This is a genomic window from Paracoccus aerius, assembly GCF_014656455.1.
Taxonomy (GTDB): Bacteria; Pseudomonadota; Alphaproteobacteria; order Rhodobacterales; family Rhodobacteraceae; genus Paracoccus; species Paracoccus aerius.
This window is the reverse complement of sequence record NZ_BNCL01000001.1, coordinates 213,689-230,373: the sequence shown is the minus strand read 5'-3', so window position 1 is coordinate 230,373 and position 16,685 is coordinate 213,689. Positions and strand designations below refer to the sequence as shown.

The following is a 16,685-nucleotide window of genomic DNA, read 5'->3' as shown; positions in this document are numbered from 1 at the left end:
CATGACAATTGATGAACGCGGCCGCGTGACGGCCATCCTTGGCCCGACCAACACCGGGAAAACGCATTACGCGATCGAGCGGATGCTGGCGCACCGCACCGGCGTCATCGGCCTGCCGCTGCGCCTGCTTGCACGAGAGGTCTATGACCGGATCGTCAAGGCGCGGGGGCCTTCGGTCGTGGCCCTTGTGACCGGGGAAGAGCGGATCGTCCCCGAACGGGTGCAATACTGGGTCGCCACGACCGAGGCGATGCCCGACATTGCCGCCGATTTCGTGGCCATCGACGAGATCCAGCTTTGCGCCGATCCCGAACGCGGCCATGTCTTCACCGACCGCCTGCTGAAGATGCGGGGCCTGCACGAGACGCTGTTCCTGGGCAGCGACACGATGCGCCCCGCCATTGCCTCCCTGATTCCGGGCGTCCAGTTCCAGCGGCGCGACCGGCTGTCGCAACTGTCCTGGTCAGGGTCCAAGAAGCTGTCGCGGATGCCCGCGCGGTCGGCCATCGTCGGGTTTTCCGTCGATGACGTCTATGCCATGGCCGAACTGATCCGGCGGCAGAAGGGCGGCTGCGCGGTGGTGATGGGCGCGCTGTCGCCCCGCACCCGAAACGCCCAGGTGGCGATGTATCAGGCCGGAGAGGTGGATTACCTCGTTGCCACCGATGCGATCGGCATGGGCCTGAACCTCGACATCCGGCATGTGGCATTCAGCGCCACGCACAAGTTCGACGGCCGCCGCGTCCGCCCGCTGTTCCCGCACGAGATGGGCCAGATCGCGGGCCGGGCAGGGCGGCACACCGAATCCGGCACCTTCGGCGTGACCGGAGAAGCCGGTATTCTGGACGAAGGCCTGATCGACGCGATCGAGAACCACCGCTTTGCCCCTATCCAGCGGCTGACCTGGCGCAACACCGATCTGCAGTTCGGCACGATGGACAGGCTGGTCGAAAGCCTGGAAGCGCCGTCCGGCCATGCCCTGCTGGGCAAGGGGCGGGATGCGGATGACGTGCAGGCATTGAAGACCCTGCGCGAGATCCCCGAAATCCGCGACCGCGTCCAGGGCGGGCAGGATGTGCGGCTTTTGTGGGACGTGTGTCGCGTTCCCGACTTCCGCGGCATCTCGCCTGCCGAACATACCAGCTTGCTGGCGCGAATCTTCGGATTCCTGCAGGATGGCGCGATCCCGTCGGACTGGCTGGGGAATGCGATCAAGCGGATCGACCGGACGCATGGCGACATAGATGCCATTTCAAAACGGCTGGCTTATATCCGCACCTGGACCTATGTGGCGCAGAGATCTGGCTGGGTTCAGGACGAAAGCCATTGGCGCGGCGAGACGCGCGCGGTAGAAGACCGCTTGTCAGACGCGCTGCACGCGGCGCTGACCCAACGATTTGTGGACCGGCGCACCTCGGTGCTGCTGCGCCGGCTCAAGCAGAAGGAGAGCCTTGTGGCCGAAGTGAACGATAAGGGCGAAGTGACGGTCGAGGGCGAATTCGCCGGCCGTCTGGAAGGTTTCCGCTTCCGCCCCGACCAGACCGGATCGGCCGACGAGGCACGGATGCTGAACCGCGCCAGCTACGAGGCGCTGCGCCCCGAGTTCCACCTGCGGGCGGACCGGTTCTATAACGCGCCCGATACCGAACTGGACTATACCGAACAGGGTGGCCTGATGTGGGGCAGCTCTGCCGTCGGCAAGCTGGTGCGCGGGTCTGATGCGCTGCATCCGGGCGTCGAGGTCTTTGTGGACGAGGAAGCCGGCCCCGAGATAGCCGAGAAGGTGAAGCGCCGGCTGCAGCATTTCATCGACCGCAAGGTCGCGGCGCTGTTCGAACCCCTGCTGACCCTGCAGAAGGACGAAGCCCTGACTGGCCTTGCCCGCGGCTTCGCCTTCCGGCTGGTCGAATCGCTGGGCATCCTGCCGCGGGATGGCGTGGCGCACGAGGTCAAGGAACTGGACCAGGACGCGCGCGGCGCGTTGCGCAAGCATGGTGTCCGCTTCGGTCAGTTCACGATCTTCATGCCTGCGCTTCTGAAGCCCGCGCCGACCCGGCTGCGGCTGGTCCTGTGGTCCCTGGCCGAGGGTCTGGACACCTTTCCCGAAAGCCCGCCCCCCGGCCTGGTCACGATCCCGCATATTGCTGACGTGCCGGAACAGCATTACACGCTGTCGGGCTATCGTCCCGCCGGTGAACGCGCCATCCGCATCGACATGCTGGAACGGCTGGCCGACCTGCTGCGCACGCAGGACACGCGCGGCGGCTTCGAGGCCAATCCCGACATGCTGTCGATCACGGGCATGACGCTGGAACAGTTCTCTCGCCTCATGGACGGCCTGGGCTATGCGGCCGAACGTGGCGAGCGTGCCAAGGTCAAGGCGGCCGAGCCTGTGGCCGCAGCGCCCGTCACCGAGGCGGATGCGACCTCGGACGCCCCTATGACCGAGGAGGAAAGCGTCCTTGCGGCCGAGACTCGCGCCCGCTGGGAGGCCGAGCAGGCCGAGAAGCGCCGCGCCGAGGCCCAGGCCGCAGGCGAACCCGTCGAGGAAGCCGCGCCCGAGATGGAGGTCTTCTACACCTTCCGCTGGGCGCCCAAGCCTCGGCAGAACCGCCGCCCGCAGGGCGAAGGGCAGGGCAGGCGCGGCGGTCCGCGCCGCGACAACGCATCCGATGCCCCGCGCGAGCCGCGCGCTGACCGGCCCGAACGCGCCGAACGTCAGGACCGCCCCGAGGGCGGCCGCCCGAACCGGGAACGCCGCGAGGATCGCGGTCACGGCGAAGGTGGCAAGCCTCGTGGCAAGGACGGCTTCAAGAAGGGCGGCAAGCCGCAGCACAACAAGCCAGCTACCTTCTCCTCGCGTCCCGAGAAGAAGGCAGATCCGGACAGCCCCTTCGCGATCCTGGCGGCGCTCAAGGACAAGAAGTGACGGAAGACGCCGGCGCGCTGCGCCTGGACAAGTGGCTTTTCTTCGCGCGGGTCTTCAAGTCCCGCGCGATTGCCGTCGAACGGATCGAGGCCGGCGGGGTCCGGGTGAACGACCAGTCCTGCAAGAAGCCCGGCAAGCTGGTCCGGCCGGGTGACCGGGTCACCGTCTCGGCCCATGGGCAGATCCGCGCACTTGAGGTGACGGCCTTGGGTCAGCGGCGCGGCCCCGCGACCGAAGCGCAGGGCCTTTACCACGACCTTGACGCAGAGGGTGGCGGAACCGGGGTCTAGCCGGGGGCCCGCTTGGCGGGACAGGGTTTGCGCCCAAGGCCCCGACCCGAAACGGCGGTCTTTTCAGGCGGCACGGCCTTGAATGATCGGCGACCGGGGCGTAACTAGCGCCTGTCGAGAATGGAGCCTGCAATGACCTATGTCGTGACCGACAATTGCATCATGTGCAAATACACCGATTGCGTCGAGGTCTGTCCCGTGGATTGCTTTTACGAGGGCGAGAACACGCTGGTGATCCATCCCGACGAATGCATCGACTGCGGCGTCTGCGAACCCGAATGCCCTGCCGACGCGATCCGTCCTGATACCGAGCCCGCGATGGAGGAATGGGTCGAGTTCAATCGCAAATATTCCGAGATCTGGCCGGTCATCACCCAGAAGAAAGAGCCGCTGCCGACCGCCGCCGAGATGGACGGGGTGCCGGGCAAGCTGGACAAGTATTTCTCGGAAGCGCCGGGCGAGGGCGACTGATTGTCGCGATTCGCGGCCGCCGCACTCGTTGTGGCGGCTTGATGCGGCGTAACTGCTTGAAACGCAGATCATAGCACCCTTGCCACAGGTGCGACGAAAGTTCCCGACAGGATGCTTTTTTTAGCGTCTCATTTGTGTTATGTTCAGCAAACATTCGCATCTGATGGGAGTCAGAGGCCAGAAGATGCGTCACCCAGAATCTGCCGAACCTTGCCTTCTGCCAGGCCAGGACAAAACACATGAGTGATGACAGGCCGGAGGCGGCATTCGCTGCTTTCGGTTCTTTGTGTCCTTCTAAAGGCACTACCTAGAGGAAGCCAGATGTCCAAGACCAAGAAAAACGAATTCCGTCCTGACGATTTTGTTGTCTATCCGGCCCACGGCGTCGGCCGCATCGTGTCGATCGACGAGCAAGAGGTTGCTGGCCTGCGGCTGGAAATGTTCGTGATTTCCTTCGAGAAGGACAAGATGACCCTGCGGGTGCCGACGGCCCGTGCCTCGGAAATCGGGATGCGCAGCCTGTCCACGCCCGACCTGATCGACCGTGCCCTGGAGACGCTGAAGGGTAAGGCCCGCGTCAAGCGCGCGATGTGGTCGCGCCGCGCCCAGGAATATGACCAGAAGATCAACTCGGGCGACCTGATGTCCATCGCCGAGGTCGTGCGCGACCTGCACCGCAACGACGATCAGCGCGAACAGTCCTATTCGGAACGCCAGCTTTACGAAGCCGCCCTTGACCGGCTGACCCGCGAAGTCGCGGCCGTCAACGGCCTGGACGAAGGCGCTGCCCAGAAGCGGGTCGAGGAAGTGCTGCTTTCGCGCGCGGCGTGATTGCAGTCACGGCGCATCAGGGGCGGCCGTCAAGGCCGCCCTTTTTCATGCGGTTGCCGGGTCGCGCGATCACAGGTAATCATGGTCCATCGTCAAGAGGCCACCGTGACCCGCACCCCGTCCTTTGCCTTGGAATCCCCGCTGGCCGATGATCTGGCCCTGCTGTTTCAGCGGCACACGGCGGACATGCAGGCGGACACTCCGCCCGAATCCATCCACATGATGCCGCGCGAGGACCTTGTTTCGCCCGACATCGACTTTTTCGTGCTGCGCCAGGACGGCGCGGCCGTCGGAATGGCCGCGCTGAAGCGCCTTGATCCGACGCATGGAGAACTCAAGGCCATGCATGTCCTGGCCGAGGCGCGGGGCAGCGGCCTGTCGCGCCTGATGCTTGACCGACTGATTGACCACGCGCGGCGGGTGGGCCTGTCGCGCCTGTCGCTGGAAACCGGCGCCCAGCCCAGCTTTGCGGCAGCCCGCGCGCTTTATTCCCGCGGCGGCTTTGCCGAATGCCCGCCCTTCGGCAGCTATCGGCTGGATCCCAACAGCGTCTTCATGACCCGCACGCTGTGACTTGCGCATCACCGCGCGATCCCGCAAAAGATCGCCCTGACGGTCCCGTAGCTCAACTGGATAGAGCAGCCGACTTCTAATCGGCAGGTTGAGGGTTCGATTCCTTCCGGGATCGCCAGTTTCCTGTGGTGGCAAGCCGATCAAGGCATCCGCTAGGCAGGCCGCACCAGATCCGCCATCCTTGCCCGCAGGCTGTCGGTCAGAAAACCGATCACGGCACGTTCCCGGCGCATCGCCCGCACGTCGCGGTGGCAGGTAAGCCAATAGCTGCGGGTCAGCGTTACTTCCTGAGGAAGGATGATCCGCAATTCCGGATACTTGATCGCGATGTAATGCGGCAGGACCGCAATCCCCAGGTTATTGCGAACTGCCGCTAATTGATTGAAGACGCTTGAGCTTTTGATCGAGGCGCGGATGCGCGGCAGCACCTCGCCCAGATAGTCCAGGCCCGGTGCGAAGATCATCTCCTCGATATAGCCGATGATGCGGTGCTGGCGCAGGTCCTCGCGCTGCGCGACGGGCGGGTTCATCGCCAGATAGGCGTCGGTCGCGTAAAGGTGCAGGGTATAGTTTGCCAGCCGTTCGGACCGATAGGGCCCGCTGGAAATCGGGTCCAGCGTCACCGTCATGTCGGCCTCGCGCCGCGAAAGCGAGAGGATCTGCGGCATGGTGATCAGTTCCAGCGAGATATGCGGAAACCGGCCGATGAAGTCCGGCCACAAATGGGTGGAAAACAGGCTGGCAAAGCCCTCGGGCACCGCCAGCCGCAGCGGCCCCGCCTGGCGCGACGCGGCGCCCTGTTCCACGGGAATGTCGTCCGCCGCCTCCTCCATCCGTTCGGCCGTCTCGATCAGGCGGCGTCCGGCCGGTGTCGGCTCGTAGCCGCGGGGGTTGCGTTCGAACAGCCGCGTGTTCAGCGCCTTTTCCAGCCTGTCGATCCGGCGGGATACGGTGACATGGGATGTGCCCAGCACCCGCGCGGCCCGGGATAGTTGCCCTTCGCGCGAGACGGCGAGGAAGAACTGAAGATCGTCCCAACTGAGCGGCATTGTTCGTTTCTGTGCAGAACCTGAACGAAATTAGACTGCACTGAACGCTTGTGTCAAAGTGACTTTGAGGTCATCCTTTCGTCCAACGTCGGCTTGAGGAGAGGCCGCCGTCATTATGGACAGGACATCATCCCGGCCTGCGGCATCTGCACGCAGCGCCGAAGGGTATGCCCAAGGGAGGTTGAATGCGTAAACTGTTGTTGTCGGCCGCGTCCGTTGGCCTGATGGCTGCCCCTGCCGTGGCCGAGATTTCTGACGGCATCGTCAAGATCGGCATCCTGAACGACCAGTCGGGCGTTTATTCGGATTTCGGCGGCAAGAATTCCTATGAAGCCGCCTTGATGGCGGTCGAGGATTTCGGCGGGACCGTTCTGGATGCGCCGATCGAGGTCGTGACCGCCGACCACCAGAACAAGCCCGACATCGCGTCGAACATCGCCCGCCAGTGGTATGACACCGAACAGGTGGACAGCATCATGGAACTGACCACGTCCTCGGTGGCGTTGGCCGTTCAGGCGCTGTCGAACGAGAAGAAAAAGGTGACCATGACCACGGGCGCGGCGACGACGGAACTGACCGGCGCGCAATGCTCGCCCTATGGCTTCCACTGGGCCTATGACACCCACGCCCTGGCCGTAGGCACCGGCGGCGCCCTGGTGCGTGAAGGTGGCGACAGCTGGTTTTTCCTGACCGCCGATTATGCCTTCGGCTATTCGCTGGAGGAACAGACCGGCAGCTTCGTCTCGGAAAACGGCGGAACGATCGCCGGGTCGGTGCGCCATCCGCTGGCGACGACGGATTTCTCGTCCTTCCTGCTGCAGGCGCAGGCCTCGGGTGCGAAGGTGGTCGGGCTGGCCAATGCCGGGGCCGACACGCAGAACGCCATCAAGCAGGCCGCCGAATTCGGGATCACCCAAGGCGGGCAGAAGCTGGCTGCGCTGCTGTTCACGCTGGCCGATGTCCATGGTCTGGGGGCCGAGGCCGCGCAGGGCCTGAACCTGACCGAAAGCTTCTACTGGAAGCGCGATGCCCAGTCCGAGGAATTCGGCCGCCGCTTCTTCGAGCGCACCGGGTCGATGCCGAACATGATCCATGCGGGCACCTATTCCACGGTCATGTCCTATCTGAAGGCCATCGAGGCTGCCGGGACGGACGAAACCGAGGCCGTCGCCGCCAAGCTGCATGAACTGCCGGTCAACGACGTCTTCGCCCAGGACGGCAAGGTCGGTGCCAATGGCCGCCTGATCAAGGACGTCTACCTGATGGAGGTGAAGGCCCCCGCCGACATCACCGAGGAATGGGACTATTACAACGTCCTGGCCACCATTCCGGGCGACGAGGCCTATCTTGATCCGGCCGAAAGCGGCTGCCCGCTTGTCACCCAGTAAGGCACGACGATGAATGTTGCGCCTGCCATGACGCAAACCGAACCGCGGGTGGTGCTTTCCGCCCGCGGTCTCGGCAAGGATTTCGCCGGCTTCACCGCCGTCAACAATGTCGACCTGGACGTTGAACATGCGCGCATCCACGCGCTGATCGGTCCCAACGGCGCGGGCAAGACCACGGTCTTCAACCTGCTGACCAAGTTCCTGCAACCCACGCGCGGCAAGATCACGCTGCTGGGCCAGGACATCACCCAGACCAAGCCCGACAAGGTGGCGCGGATGGGGTTGGTGCGGTCCTTCCAGATCTCGGCCGTTTTCCCGCATCTGACGGTTCGCGAGAACGTCAAGGTCGCGCTTCAGCGCCCGGCCGGGCTGGCTGTCCAGTTCTGGAAGCCGCTGTCCTCGCTGGACCGGCTGAACGCCCGGGCGGATCAACTGATCGACCACCTGGGCCTGACGCCCTATCGCGACCACCGTGCCGCCGACCTGTCCTATGGCCGCAAGCGCGTGCTGGAGATCGCCACCACCCTGGCACTGGAGCCAGAGGTGCTGCTGCTGGACGAACCAATGGCCGGCATGGGTCAGGAAGATGTCCGCATGGTGGCCGAGATCATCCGCGACGTAGCGCAGTCCCGTGCCGTGCTGATGGTCGAGCATAACCTGAACGTGGTCGCCGATATCTGCCACCACGTCACGGTGCTGCAACGAGGCGAGATCATTGCGACGGGCGACTATGCCACCGTCTCGGCCGATCCGCGCGTCCGCACCGCCTATATGGGAACCGAATAATGGCGGCTGCGCTTCTGGAAACTGCCGGGCTTCAGGCCTGGTATGGCGAAAGCCATGTGCTGCACGGCGTGGACCTGCACGTCAACGAAGGCGAGATGATCTGCATCCTGGGCCGCAACGGCATGGGAAAGACCACGACCCTGCGCACGATCATGGGCATCCTGCGCAAGCGCACGGGCCGCATCACCTTCGCGGGCCAGGACATGATGTCCGTGCCGCTGCACAAGACCGCCCGCGCCGGCCTGGGCTTCGTCCCCGAGGAACGCGGCATCTTCGCGACCCTGTCGGTCGAGGAAAACCTGATGCTGCCGCCCAAGGTCGCCGATGGCGGCATGTCGGTGGCCGAGATCTATGACTTGTTCCCCAACCTGCAGGAACGCCGCAACAGCCCCGGCACCAAGCTGTCGGGCGGCGAACAGCAGATGCTGGCCATGGCGCGCATCCTGCGGACGGGGGCGCGGTGCCTGTTGCTGGACGAGCCGACCGAGGGGCTGGCCCCGGTCATCATCAATGCCATCGGCGATGTCCTGCGCCAATTGAAACAGCGCGGCATGACCGTGGTGCTGGTGGAACAGAACTTCCGCTTCGCCGCCAAGGTCGCGGACCGCTTCTACCTGATGGACCATGGCACGATGACCGCCGAGTTTCCGGTATCGGACCTGCCGAACCAGATGGACCTGCTGCATCGGGAACTGGGGGTGTGACATGACCATGATCTTCGGAATTCCCGTTGCCGCCCTGATGGGCCAGCTTCTGGTCGGGCTGATCAACGGATCATTCTATGCGCTGCTGTCGCTGGGCCTGGCCGTCATCTTCGGCCTGCTGCGCGTGATCAACTTCGCGCATGGCGCGCAATACATGCTGGGTGCCTTCACGGCGCTGCTGCTGCTGACGGTGGGCGGCGTCAACTATTGGCTGGCGCTGATCGCGGCGCCGCTGATCGTGGGCCTGTTCGGCGCGATCATCGAACGCACCATGCTGTCGCGGCTGTATCAGCTGGACCACCTTTACGGTCTCTTGTTCACCTTTGGCCTGGCCCTGGCGATCGAGGGGACGTTCCGGTATTTCTACGGCGCGTCGGGAATGCCCTATGCGGCACCGGCGGCGCTGACCGGGGCCGTGAACCTGGGCTTCATGTTCCTGCCGATCTATCGTGGCTGGGTCGTGATCGCCTCGCTAATCGCCTGCCTTGCCGTCTGGTTCATGATCGAGAAGACGAAGCTGGGCGCCTATCTGCGGGCGGCCACGGAAAACCCGACCCTCGTGCAAAGCTTCGGCGTGAACGTGCCCTTGCTGCTGACGCTGACCTATGCGCTTGGCGCGGGGCTTGCGGCGTTCGCGGGCGTGCTGGCTGCGCCGGTCTATCAGGTCAGCCCGCTGATGGGGTCGAACCTGATCATCATCGTCTTTGCGGTTGTGGTGGTTGGCGGCATGGGGTCCATCCTCGGGGCGATCATCACCGGCTATATGCTGGGCGTTGTCGAGGGATTGACGAAGGTCTTCTACCCCGAAGCGTCCAACATCGTGATCTTCGTCATCATGGCGATCGTCTTGATCCTGCGGCCCGCGGGCCTTTTCGGAAAGGATGCCTGACATGTCCGGCAAGTCCGAACCCATCGCCTCTGAACATATCGCCATCCATCCGAAAGCGGGCGCCATCCAGCTTGCGCTGCTGGCGGTCATCCTGGCCGGGCTGCTGCTGGCGCCGCAGTTCCTGTATCCGATCTTCCTGATGAAGCTGCTGGCCTTCGGGCTGTTCGCCGCGGCCTTCAACCTGCTGCTGGGATATACGGGCCTTCTGTCCTTCGGCCATGCCACCTTCTTCGGCGGCGCGGCCTATTTCACCGCCCATGCGGTGAAGGTCTGGGGCTGGCCGCCCGAGGCCGGGATCCTTCTGGGCGTCCTGGGCGCCGCCGCCCTGGGCCTGGTCATGGGCGCCATCGCCATCCGCCGCCAGGGCATCTACTTCGCGATGATCACCCTGGCCCTGTCGCAGATGTTCTTCTTCTTCTGCCTGCAGGCGGGCTTCACCCATGGCGAGGACGGGATCCAGTCCGTGCCGCGCGGCACCCTGTTCGGCATCTTCAACTTGTCGGACACGATGACGATGTATTACTTCGTGCTGGCCGTGTTCATACTGGGCCTGCTGATCATCTGGCGCTTCGTGAACTCGCCCTTCGGGATGATCCTCAAGTCGATCCGCGAAAACGAACAGCGCGCGGTCTCGCTGGGCTATTCGGTCAGCCGCTACAAGCTGGGGGCCTTCGTCATGTCGGCCGCGCTTGCCGGTCTGGCGGGGGGCGTCAAGGCGCTGATCTTCCAGTTCGCCACGCTGACGGACGTGGCCTGGCAGATGTCGGGCGAGGTGATCCTGATGACGCTTCTGGGCGGCATCGGCACCCTGGCCGGACCTGTGGTGGGCGCTGGACTGGTGGTGACGCTGCAGAACTACCTCGCCACCTCGGACTTTCCGGTGACGATCATCACGGGCGTCGTCTTCATGGTCTGCGTGCTGGTCTTCCGGCGCGGCCTGATCGGAGAGTTCTTCGCCTCGAAACTGGGCCGCAGGCTGGGCTTCCGGTCCGAAAGCTGATCCCCGACGGCCCCCATGCGGGGCCGTCCTTCGGAGATTGCCATGGAAAGCTACGACTATATCGTCATCGGCGCGGGCAGCGCCGGATGCGTGCTTGCCAACCGCCTGTCCGCCGATCCCAAGGCCCGTGTCCTGCTGCTGGAGGCGGGGGGCCGCGACAATTACCACTGGATCCACATTCCGGTCGGCTATCTCTACTGCATCGGCAATCCGCGCACCGATTGGGGCTTCAAGACCCAGGCCGAGGAGGGGCTGAACGGGCGGTCGCTGCTGTATCCGCGCGGGCGCGTGCTGGGGGGATGTTCGTCGATCAACGGCATGATCTACATGCGCGGGCAGGCGGCCGATTACGACCACTGGCGCCAGCTTGGCTGCACCGGCTGGGGCTGGGATGACATCCTGCCGCTGTTTAAGGCGCAAGAGGATTTCTATCGCGGCGCCGACGACGCCCATGGCGCAGGCGGCGAATTGCGGGTGGAAACCGCGCGCGTCCGCTGGGCCGTTCTGGATGCCTTCATGGAGGCTGCGGAACAGGCGGGCATCCCGCGCACGACCGACTTCAACCGGGGCGACAACGAGGGCAGCGGCTATTTCGACGTGACCCAACGCGCCGGCTGGCGGTGGAGCGCGGCCAAGGCCTTCCTGCGCCCCGTCCTCAAGCGCCCCAACCTGCGCGTTCTGACCGGCGCAGAGGTCGAGCGCCTGGTCATCGAGGGGGGCGAGGTGCAGGGCGTCGCCTTCCATCACCAGGGCCGCCGCCAGCAGGTCCGCGCCGCGCGCGAGACGGTCCTGTCCGCAGGGGCCATCGGATCGGTCCAGATCCTTGAAAACTCGGGGATCGGACAGGGAGAGGTTCTTCAGGCCGCAGGCATCGCTCCGCAGGTCGAGGTGCCTTCCCTGGGCGAGAACCTTCAGGACCACCTGCAACTGCGGCTGGTCTACAAGGTGCGGGGCGTGCCGACGCTGAACGAGAAGGCATCGCGCCTGATGGGCAGGGCGTCGATCGGGCTTGAATACCTGCTGAAGCGGTCGGGACCCATGTCTATGGCGCCCAGCCAGCTTGGCATCTTCGCGAAATCCGGTCCCGACAAGGCGACGGCGGATCTGGAATTTCACGTCCAGCCGGTCAGCCTGGACAAGTTCGGCGATCCGGTCCACCCGTTCCCCGCCATGACCGCCAGCGTCTGCAACCTGCGCCCGGAAAGCCGAGGTTCCGTCCATGTGACCGGCCCCGATTTTCGTGCCCATCCCGCCATCAGGCCGAATTACCTTTCGACCGCTGGCGACCGGGACGTGGCGGTGCGGGCCATCCGCCTGACCCGCAAGATCGCCGCGCAACCGGCCTTCACCCGCTATGACCCCAGCGAACATGTCCCCGGCATCGCCTTCCAGACCGACGACGACCTGGTCAAGGCGGCAGGCGCGGTGGGCACCACGATCTTCCACCCGGTCGGCACCTGCCGGATGGGCACGGATGACGGCGCCGTCGTGGACACCCGGCTGCGGATGCGGGCGGTGGGGCGGCTGCGGATCGCCGATGCCTCGATCATGCCGACGATCACCAGCGGCAACACGAACGCCCCGGTGATGATGATCGCCGAGAAGGCCGCGCGGATGATGCTGGAGGATGCGCGGGCTTGATCCCGCCATCCGCAGCGGCCAAGCTGGCCGTGAACAGCGGAACCCCGGCATGACCCTTTCCTTCACCTGCGAGAAAAGCCCCGCCTCTGGTTCGCGGGGGGTGGTTGTCGCGAATGCGCCGCTTGGCGCGACGGCCGGGTCCGAGATGCTGGCCATAGGCGGCAACGCCGTGGACGCCGCCGTGGCCGCGCTGCTGACGCTGACGGTTGTGGAACCCATGATGGTCGGCATTGCGGGCGGCGGCATCGCGCATCTGCGGCTTGCGGACGGGCGCCATGTGGTGATCGACGCGCTGTCGGCGGCCGGGCAGGGCGCGCGGCCCGACATGTTCACCCCGGTGTCCGAGCTGCCCGACGCCTATATGGAGACCGAGGGGCGGCGGAACCGTGTCGGACCCTCGGCGGTGGCGGTACCCGGCAACCTTTGCGGCTGGTTCCTGATGCAGCGGCGATACGGGCGGCTGCCCTGGGCCGATGTCGTCGAGCCCGCAATCCGCGCCGCCGCCCGTGGCTTCGCCGTCAGCCCTTATCTGCATGGCGCGATCCTGGAACACCGCGACGACCTGGCGGCGGATCCCGAGATGGCGCGCGTCTTCCTGCCCGGCGGAACACCGCTGCAACCCGGCGCACTGCTGTCGATGGGCGATTATGCCGAAAGCCTGCGCCTGATCCAGTCCCAGGGCGACGCTGCCCTGCATGGCGGCGATCTGGGCCGCGCCTTGGCGGACAGGCTGGCGGCAGGCGGCGGCCATGTCACGCTGGACGACCTGACGGCGGCCCGCGCCGTTCAGCGGCAGGCAATCTTCGGGACCTATCGCGGCCACACCATCGCGGGACCGCCGCCGCCCGCGTCGTCGGGCGTTCACGTCGTCCAGATGCTGAACATGCTGGAACCCCACGACCTGCGCGGCATGGGCTTCGGCAATCCCGACACGATGGATTTGATGACCCGGGCCGTTGCCCTGGCCTTCGAGGATCGGCGTCAGGCCTCGGGCGATCCGGACTTCGTGGATGTGCCGGTGGACCGCTTCACGTCCAAGGACTACGCCCGGCAGCGGATGCCCTATGAAAGCCGCGACACCACCCATGTCACCGTGGCCGACGCGGATGGCAACATCGTCAGCGCGACCCATACGATCAACGGGCTGTGGGGCGCCTGCTTCATGGTCCCGGAGACGGGGATCATCCCGAACAACTACATGCTGAACTACGACCCGCGGCCCGGGCTGGCCCTGTCGGTCGCGCCGGGCAAGCGGGTGCCGACCTCGATGGCGCCGATGATCGTCCTGCAGGACGGCCAGCCGGCCTTTGCGCTTGGCCTGCCGGGCGGGGTGCGGATCTTCCCCTCGGCCATGCAGGCGATCGTGAACCTGATCGACCATGGAATGACCCTGCAACAGGCGGTCGAGGCACCGCGACTTTGGACCGAGGGGCATCATCTGGAACTGGAACCGGCCTATGCCGCACAGGCCGGCACGATGCGTGCGCGCGGGCACGACGTGCGGCTGGTCAAGACCATCGGCGGCGGCATGAACGCCATCGCCTTCGCGCCCGACGGCGCCATGACGGGCGCAGCCTGCTGGCGCGCCGACGGCACCGTCATCGCCCAGGGCGGCGGACTGGCACGTCCCGGTATCCGTTTCGTGATCTGAGGATTCCATGACCAAGGTTGTTCTTCTTGACCCCGCCGCCCCCGAACGGCTGGACCGCATCCGTCCGCATTTGCCCCAGGGCTGGACGTTGGTCGCGGCGGCTTCGCGGGATCCGGCGGACCAGATCGCCGCGCTGCGCGGCGTCGATTTCGCGATCACCGGGGACGCGCCGGTCACGGCGCCGATGATGGCGGTGCCGGGGCTGCGGGCGGTCCACAAATGGGGCGTGGGCTATGACGGGATCGACCTGGATGCGGCGCGGCTGCACGGGGTGCGCGTCTTTCGCACCACGGGCATCAATGCGGTGGCAGTGGCGGAAACGACGCTGGGCCTGATCCTGGCCGTCAACCGGAACATCGTGCGCGGCCATGTCGGGATCCGCGACGGCGGCTGGCCCAAGGGACAGGTCAGCGCCAGTTGCACGACCCTGTCGGGCAAGACGGTGGGCATCGTCGGCATGGGGCATATCGGGCAGGCGCTTGCCCGGCTGCTGGCAGGGTTCGGCTGCCGGATCCTTTATGCCAAGCGCACCCCGCTGTCAGCGGCCGAGGAAGCCGAACTGCACGCGTCCCACGCCCCGCTGGAGGAGCTGCTAGCCTCGGCCGATGTCGTCACGCTGAACTGCGATCTGAACGACAGCACCCGCAACCTGATCAACCGCGACCGGCTGGCGCTGATGAAGCCCGGCGCGATCCTGATCAACGCGGCCCGGGGTGGCGTCTTGGTCGAACCTGACCTAGCCCAGGCCTTGGGCGCAGGCAGGCTGCGCGGCGCAGGCATCGACGTTTTCTCGGTCGAGCCGATCCAGCCCGACAACCCGCTGCTGGCGCTGGATAACGTCGTCCTGACCCCGCATATCAGCGGCCTGGATGCGGAAGGCTTTGCCCCCTCGATCCGTCGCATGGCGGCAAACCTGCAAGCGGTCCTGGACGAAGGCGAGCCGAACCCGACCGACATCTTGGTCTGACGACATGGAAAAAGGGCACCGCATCGCTGCGGTGCCCTTGATCTTGATGTGTCGGCTGGATCAGTCCGCGTTGCGTTCGCCCAGCTGCAGGCCCGCGGGGGCCAGGGTCAGGCCTGCGACCGGGACGTCCAGACCCTCTGGCTCTCGTCCGCCAAGGACGGCGTCGAAGGTCTCGCGGTCAAGGGCGCCGTGCCACCGGCTGACGACCACGGTTGCGACCGCATTGCCGATGAAGTTGGTGATCGACCGGCATTCCGACATGAAGCGGTCGACGCCCAGGATCAGCGCCATGCCTGCGACCGGAACGGTCGGTACGACGGACAGGGTGGCGGCCAGGGTGATGAAGCCCGCACCGGTGACGCCCGCAGCACCCTTGGACGACAGCATCGCGACCAGCAGCAGCAGCACCTGCTGTTGCAGCGACAGGTCGGTGTTGGTGGCTTGGGCGATGAACAGCGCGGCCAGCGTCATGTATATGTTGGTGCCGTCAAGGTTGAAGCTGTAGCCGGTCGGAACCACCAGGCCCACCACCGGACGGGCGCAGCCCGCCTTCTCCATCTTCTCCATCAGCGAAGGCAGCGCGCTTTCCGACGACGAGGTGCCCAGAACCAGCAGGATTTCCGCCTTCAGATACGAGATCAGCTTGAAGATCGAGAAGCCGTTGGCCATGCACACCGCACCCAGGATCACGATCACGAACATGGCCGAGGTCAGGTAGAACGTCCCCACCAGCATTGCCAGGTTCGCGATGGAGGCGATGCCGTATTTGCCGATGGTAAAGGCGAAGGCACCAAAGGCACCGATGGGGGCAGCCTTCATCAGGATGTCCACGACGCGGAAGATCGCGTAGCTGGCCGATTCCAGGACGTTCAGGATGGGCTTGCCCTTTTCGCCGACCATGATCAGGCCGATGCCGAACAGGATCGCCACGAACAGGACCTGCAGGATGTTGCCTTCCACGAAGGCCGACACCAGCGTGGTGGGGATGATATCCATCACGAAGCCGGTCAGCGACGTTTCATGGGCTTTCTCGGCATAGCCGCTGACGGTCGATGCATCCAGGCTGGCGGGATCGATGTTCATGCCCGCGCCGGGCTGGATGACGTTCGCGACGATCAGGCCCACGATCAGCGCCAGGGTCGAGAAGGTCAGGAAATAGGCGAAGGCCTTGCCCACCACGGAACCGACGCCCCGCAGCGATCCCATGCCGGCCAGGCCGGTCACGATCGTCAGGAAGATCACCGGCGCGATGATCATCTTGACCAGCTTGATGAAGCCGTCGCCCAGCGGCTTCAGCGCCTCGCCTGCCTGGGGATAGAAATGGCCCAGCAGGGCGCCCGCCGCGATGGCGATGATCACCTGGAAATACAGGTGGCGATAGAACGGGCGCTTCTCAGGGGCGACGGGATGGGCGGATGTGTCCAGCTGCACGGAAGGTCTCCTCCAACCTTGTGGTGTATGTCACTGCGATGACGGTCATCCTACGCCCACGGCAGCGCAGCCCGAAAAACTTGCA

General features: G+C 65.4%; 15 protein-coding genes and 1 tRNA gene. 14 read left to right on the top strand and 2 right to left on the bottom strand.

The window, feature by feature from the left end:
• Window position 1: 1 nt before the first annotated feature.
• The 6 genes from IE224_RS01190 (at window position 2) to IE224_RS01165 (ending at window position 5,212) form a co-directional block, all read left to right on the top strand.
• On the top strand, window positions 2-2,929 hold the full coding sequence (locus tag IE224_RS01190) for a helicase-related protein (RefSeq protein ID WP_229849190.1): 2,928 nt from the start codon (window positions 2-4) through the stop codon (window positions 2,927-2,929).
• Window positions 2,926-3,219 (top strand): RNA-binding S4 domain-containing protein, encoded by a 294-nt coding sequence (locus tag IE224_RS01185; RefSeq protein WP_167622101.1) that lies wholly within the window; start codon window positions 2,926-2,928, stop codon window positions 3,217-3,219. Before IE224_RS01190 ends, IE224_RS01185 begins: the two co-directional genes overlap by 4 nt.
• 132 nt (window positions 3,220-3,351) lie before the next feature.
• Window positions 3,352-3,690: a ferredoxin FdxA gene (fdxA, locus tag IE224_RS01180; RefSeq protein WP_167622100.1), complete on the top strand. Its 339-nt coding sequence runs from the start codon at window positions 3,352-3,354 to the stop codon at window positions 3,688-3,690.
• 321 nt (window positions 3,691-4,011) lie between these two features.
• Window positions 4,012-4,521 carry a CarD family transcriptional regulator gene (locus IE224_RS01175; protein ID WP_167622099.1) on the top strand — a complete coding sequence of 170 codons (510 nt, stop codon included), beginning with the start codon at window positions 4,012-4,014 and terminating at the stop codon, window positions 4,519-4,521.
• Between the two features lie 81 nt (window positions 4,522-4,602).
• Window positions 4,603-5,094, top strand: a complete 492-nt coding sequence (locus IE224_RS01170; RefSeq protein ID WP_191307334.1) for a GNAT family N-acetyltransferase — start codon at window positions 4,603-4,605, stop codon at window positions 5,092-5,094.
• A 41-nt stretch (window positions 5,095-5,135) separates the two neighbouring features.
• Window positions 5,136-5,212 (top strand) — tRNA-Arg (locus tag IE224_RS01165).
• A gap of 34 nt (window positions 5,213-5,246) precedes the next feature.
• Here IE224_RS01165 and IE224_RS01160 read toward each other — a convergent pair.
• A complete protein-coding gene (locus tag IE224_RS01160) occupies window positions 5,247-6,143 on the bottom strand; it encodes a LysR family transcriptional regulator (protein WP_191307332.1) in 897 nt (298 codons plus the stop codon).
• Window positions 6,144-6,328: 185 nt separating this feature from the next.
• Between IE224_RS01160 and IE224_RS01155 the strand changes: the two genes are divergently transcribed.
• Genes IE224_RS01155 through IE224_RS01120 form a run of 8 tightly spaced genes read left to right on the top strand, consistent with a single transcriptional unit; the run spans window position 6,329 to window position 15,169 of the window.
• The gene (locus IE224_RS01155) at window positions 6,329-7,531 is read left to right on the top strand and encodes an ABC transporter substrate-binding protein (protein ID WP_167622045.1); all 1,203 of its coding nucleotides are present in this window, start codon (window positions 6,329-6,331) and stop codon (window positions 7,529-7,531) included.
• A 27-nt stretch (window positions 7,532-7,558) separates the two neighbouring features.
• Window positions 7,559-8,317, top strand: a complete 759-nt coding sequence (locus IE224_RS01150; RefSeq protein WP_373305483.1) for an ABC transporter ATP-binding protein — start codon at window positions 7,559-7,561, stop codon at window positions 8,315-8,317.
• Window positions 8,317-9,021 (top strand): ABC transporter ATP-binding protein, encoded by a 705-nt coding sequence (locus tag IE224_RS01145; RefSeq protein ID WP_191307328.1) that lies wholly within the window; start codon window positions 8,317-8,319, stop codon window positions 9,019-9,021. Before IE224_RS01150 ends, IE224_RS01145 begins: the two co-directional genes overlap by 1 nt.
• Before the next feature lies 1 nt (window position 9,022).
• Window positions 9,023-9,910, top strand: coding sequence for a branched-chain amino acid ABC transporter permease (locus tag IE224_RS01140; protein ID WP_167622043.1), 888 nt, complete (start codon window positions 9,023-9,025; stop codon window positions 9,908-9,910).
• 1 nt (window position 9,911) lies between these two features.
• Window positions 9,912-10,910, top strand: coding sequence for a branched-chain amino acid ABC transporter permease (locus IE224_RS01135; protein WP_191307326.1), 999 nt, complete (start codon window positions 9,912-9,914; stop codon window positions 10,908-10,910).
• A 42-nt stretch (window positions 10,911-10,952) separates the two neighbouring features.
• Complete coding sequence (locus IE224_RS01130) at window positions 10,953-12,551, top strand: GMC family oxidoreductase (protein WP_191307324.1); 1,599 nt, start codon at window positions 10,953-10,955, stop codon at window positions 12,549-12,551.
• 49 nt (window positions 12,552-12,600) lie between these two features.
• Window positions 12,601-14,202, top strand: coding sequence for a gamma-glutamyltransferase (gene ggt / locus IE224_RS01125; RefSeq protein ID WP_191307322.1), 1,602 nt, complete (start codon window positions 12,601-12,603; stop codon window positions 14,200-14,202).
• 7 nt (window positions 14,203-14,209) lie between these two features.
• On the top strand, window positions 14,210-15,169 hold the full coding sequence (locus IE224_RS01120) for a 2-hydroxyacid dehydrogenase (protein ID WP_191307320.1): 960 nt from the start codon (window positions 14,210-14,212) through the stop codon (window positions 15,167-15,169).
• 60 nt (window positions 15,170-15,229) lie between these two features.
• Here the strand turns inward: IE224_RS01120 and IE224_RS01115 are convergent, their stop codons facing one another.
• Window positions 15,230-16,600 carry a dicarboxylate/amino acid:cation symporter gene (locus tag IE224_RS01115; protein WP_191307318.1) on the bottom strand — a complete coding sequence of 457 codons (1,371 nt, stop codon included), beginning with the start codon at window positions 16,598-16,600 and terminating at the stop codon, window positions 15,230-15,232.
• Window positions 16,601-16,685 lie beyond the last annotated feature (85 nt).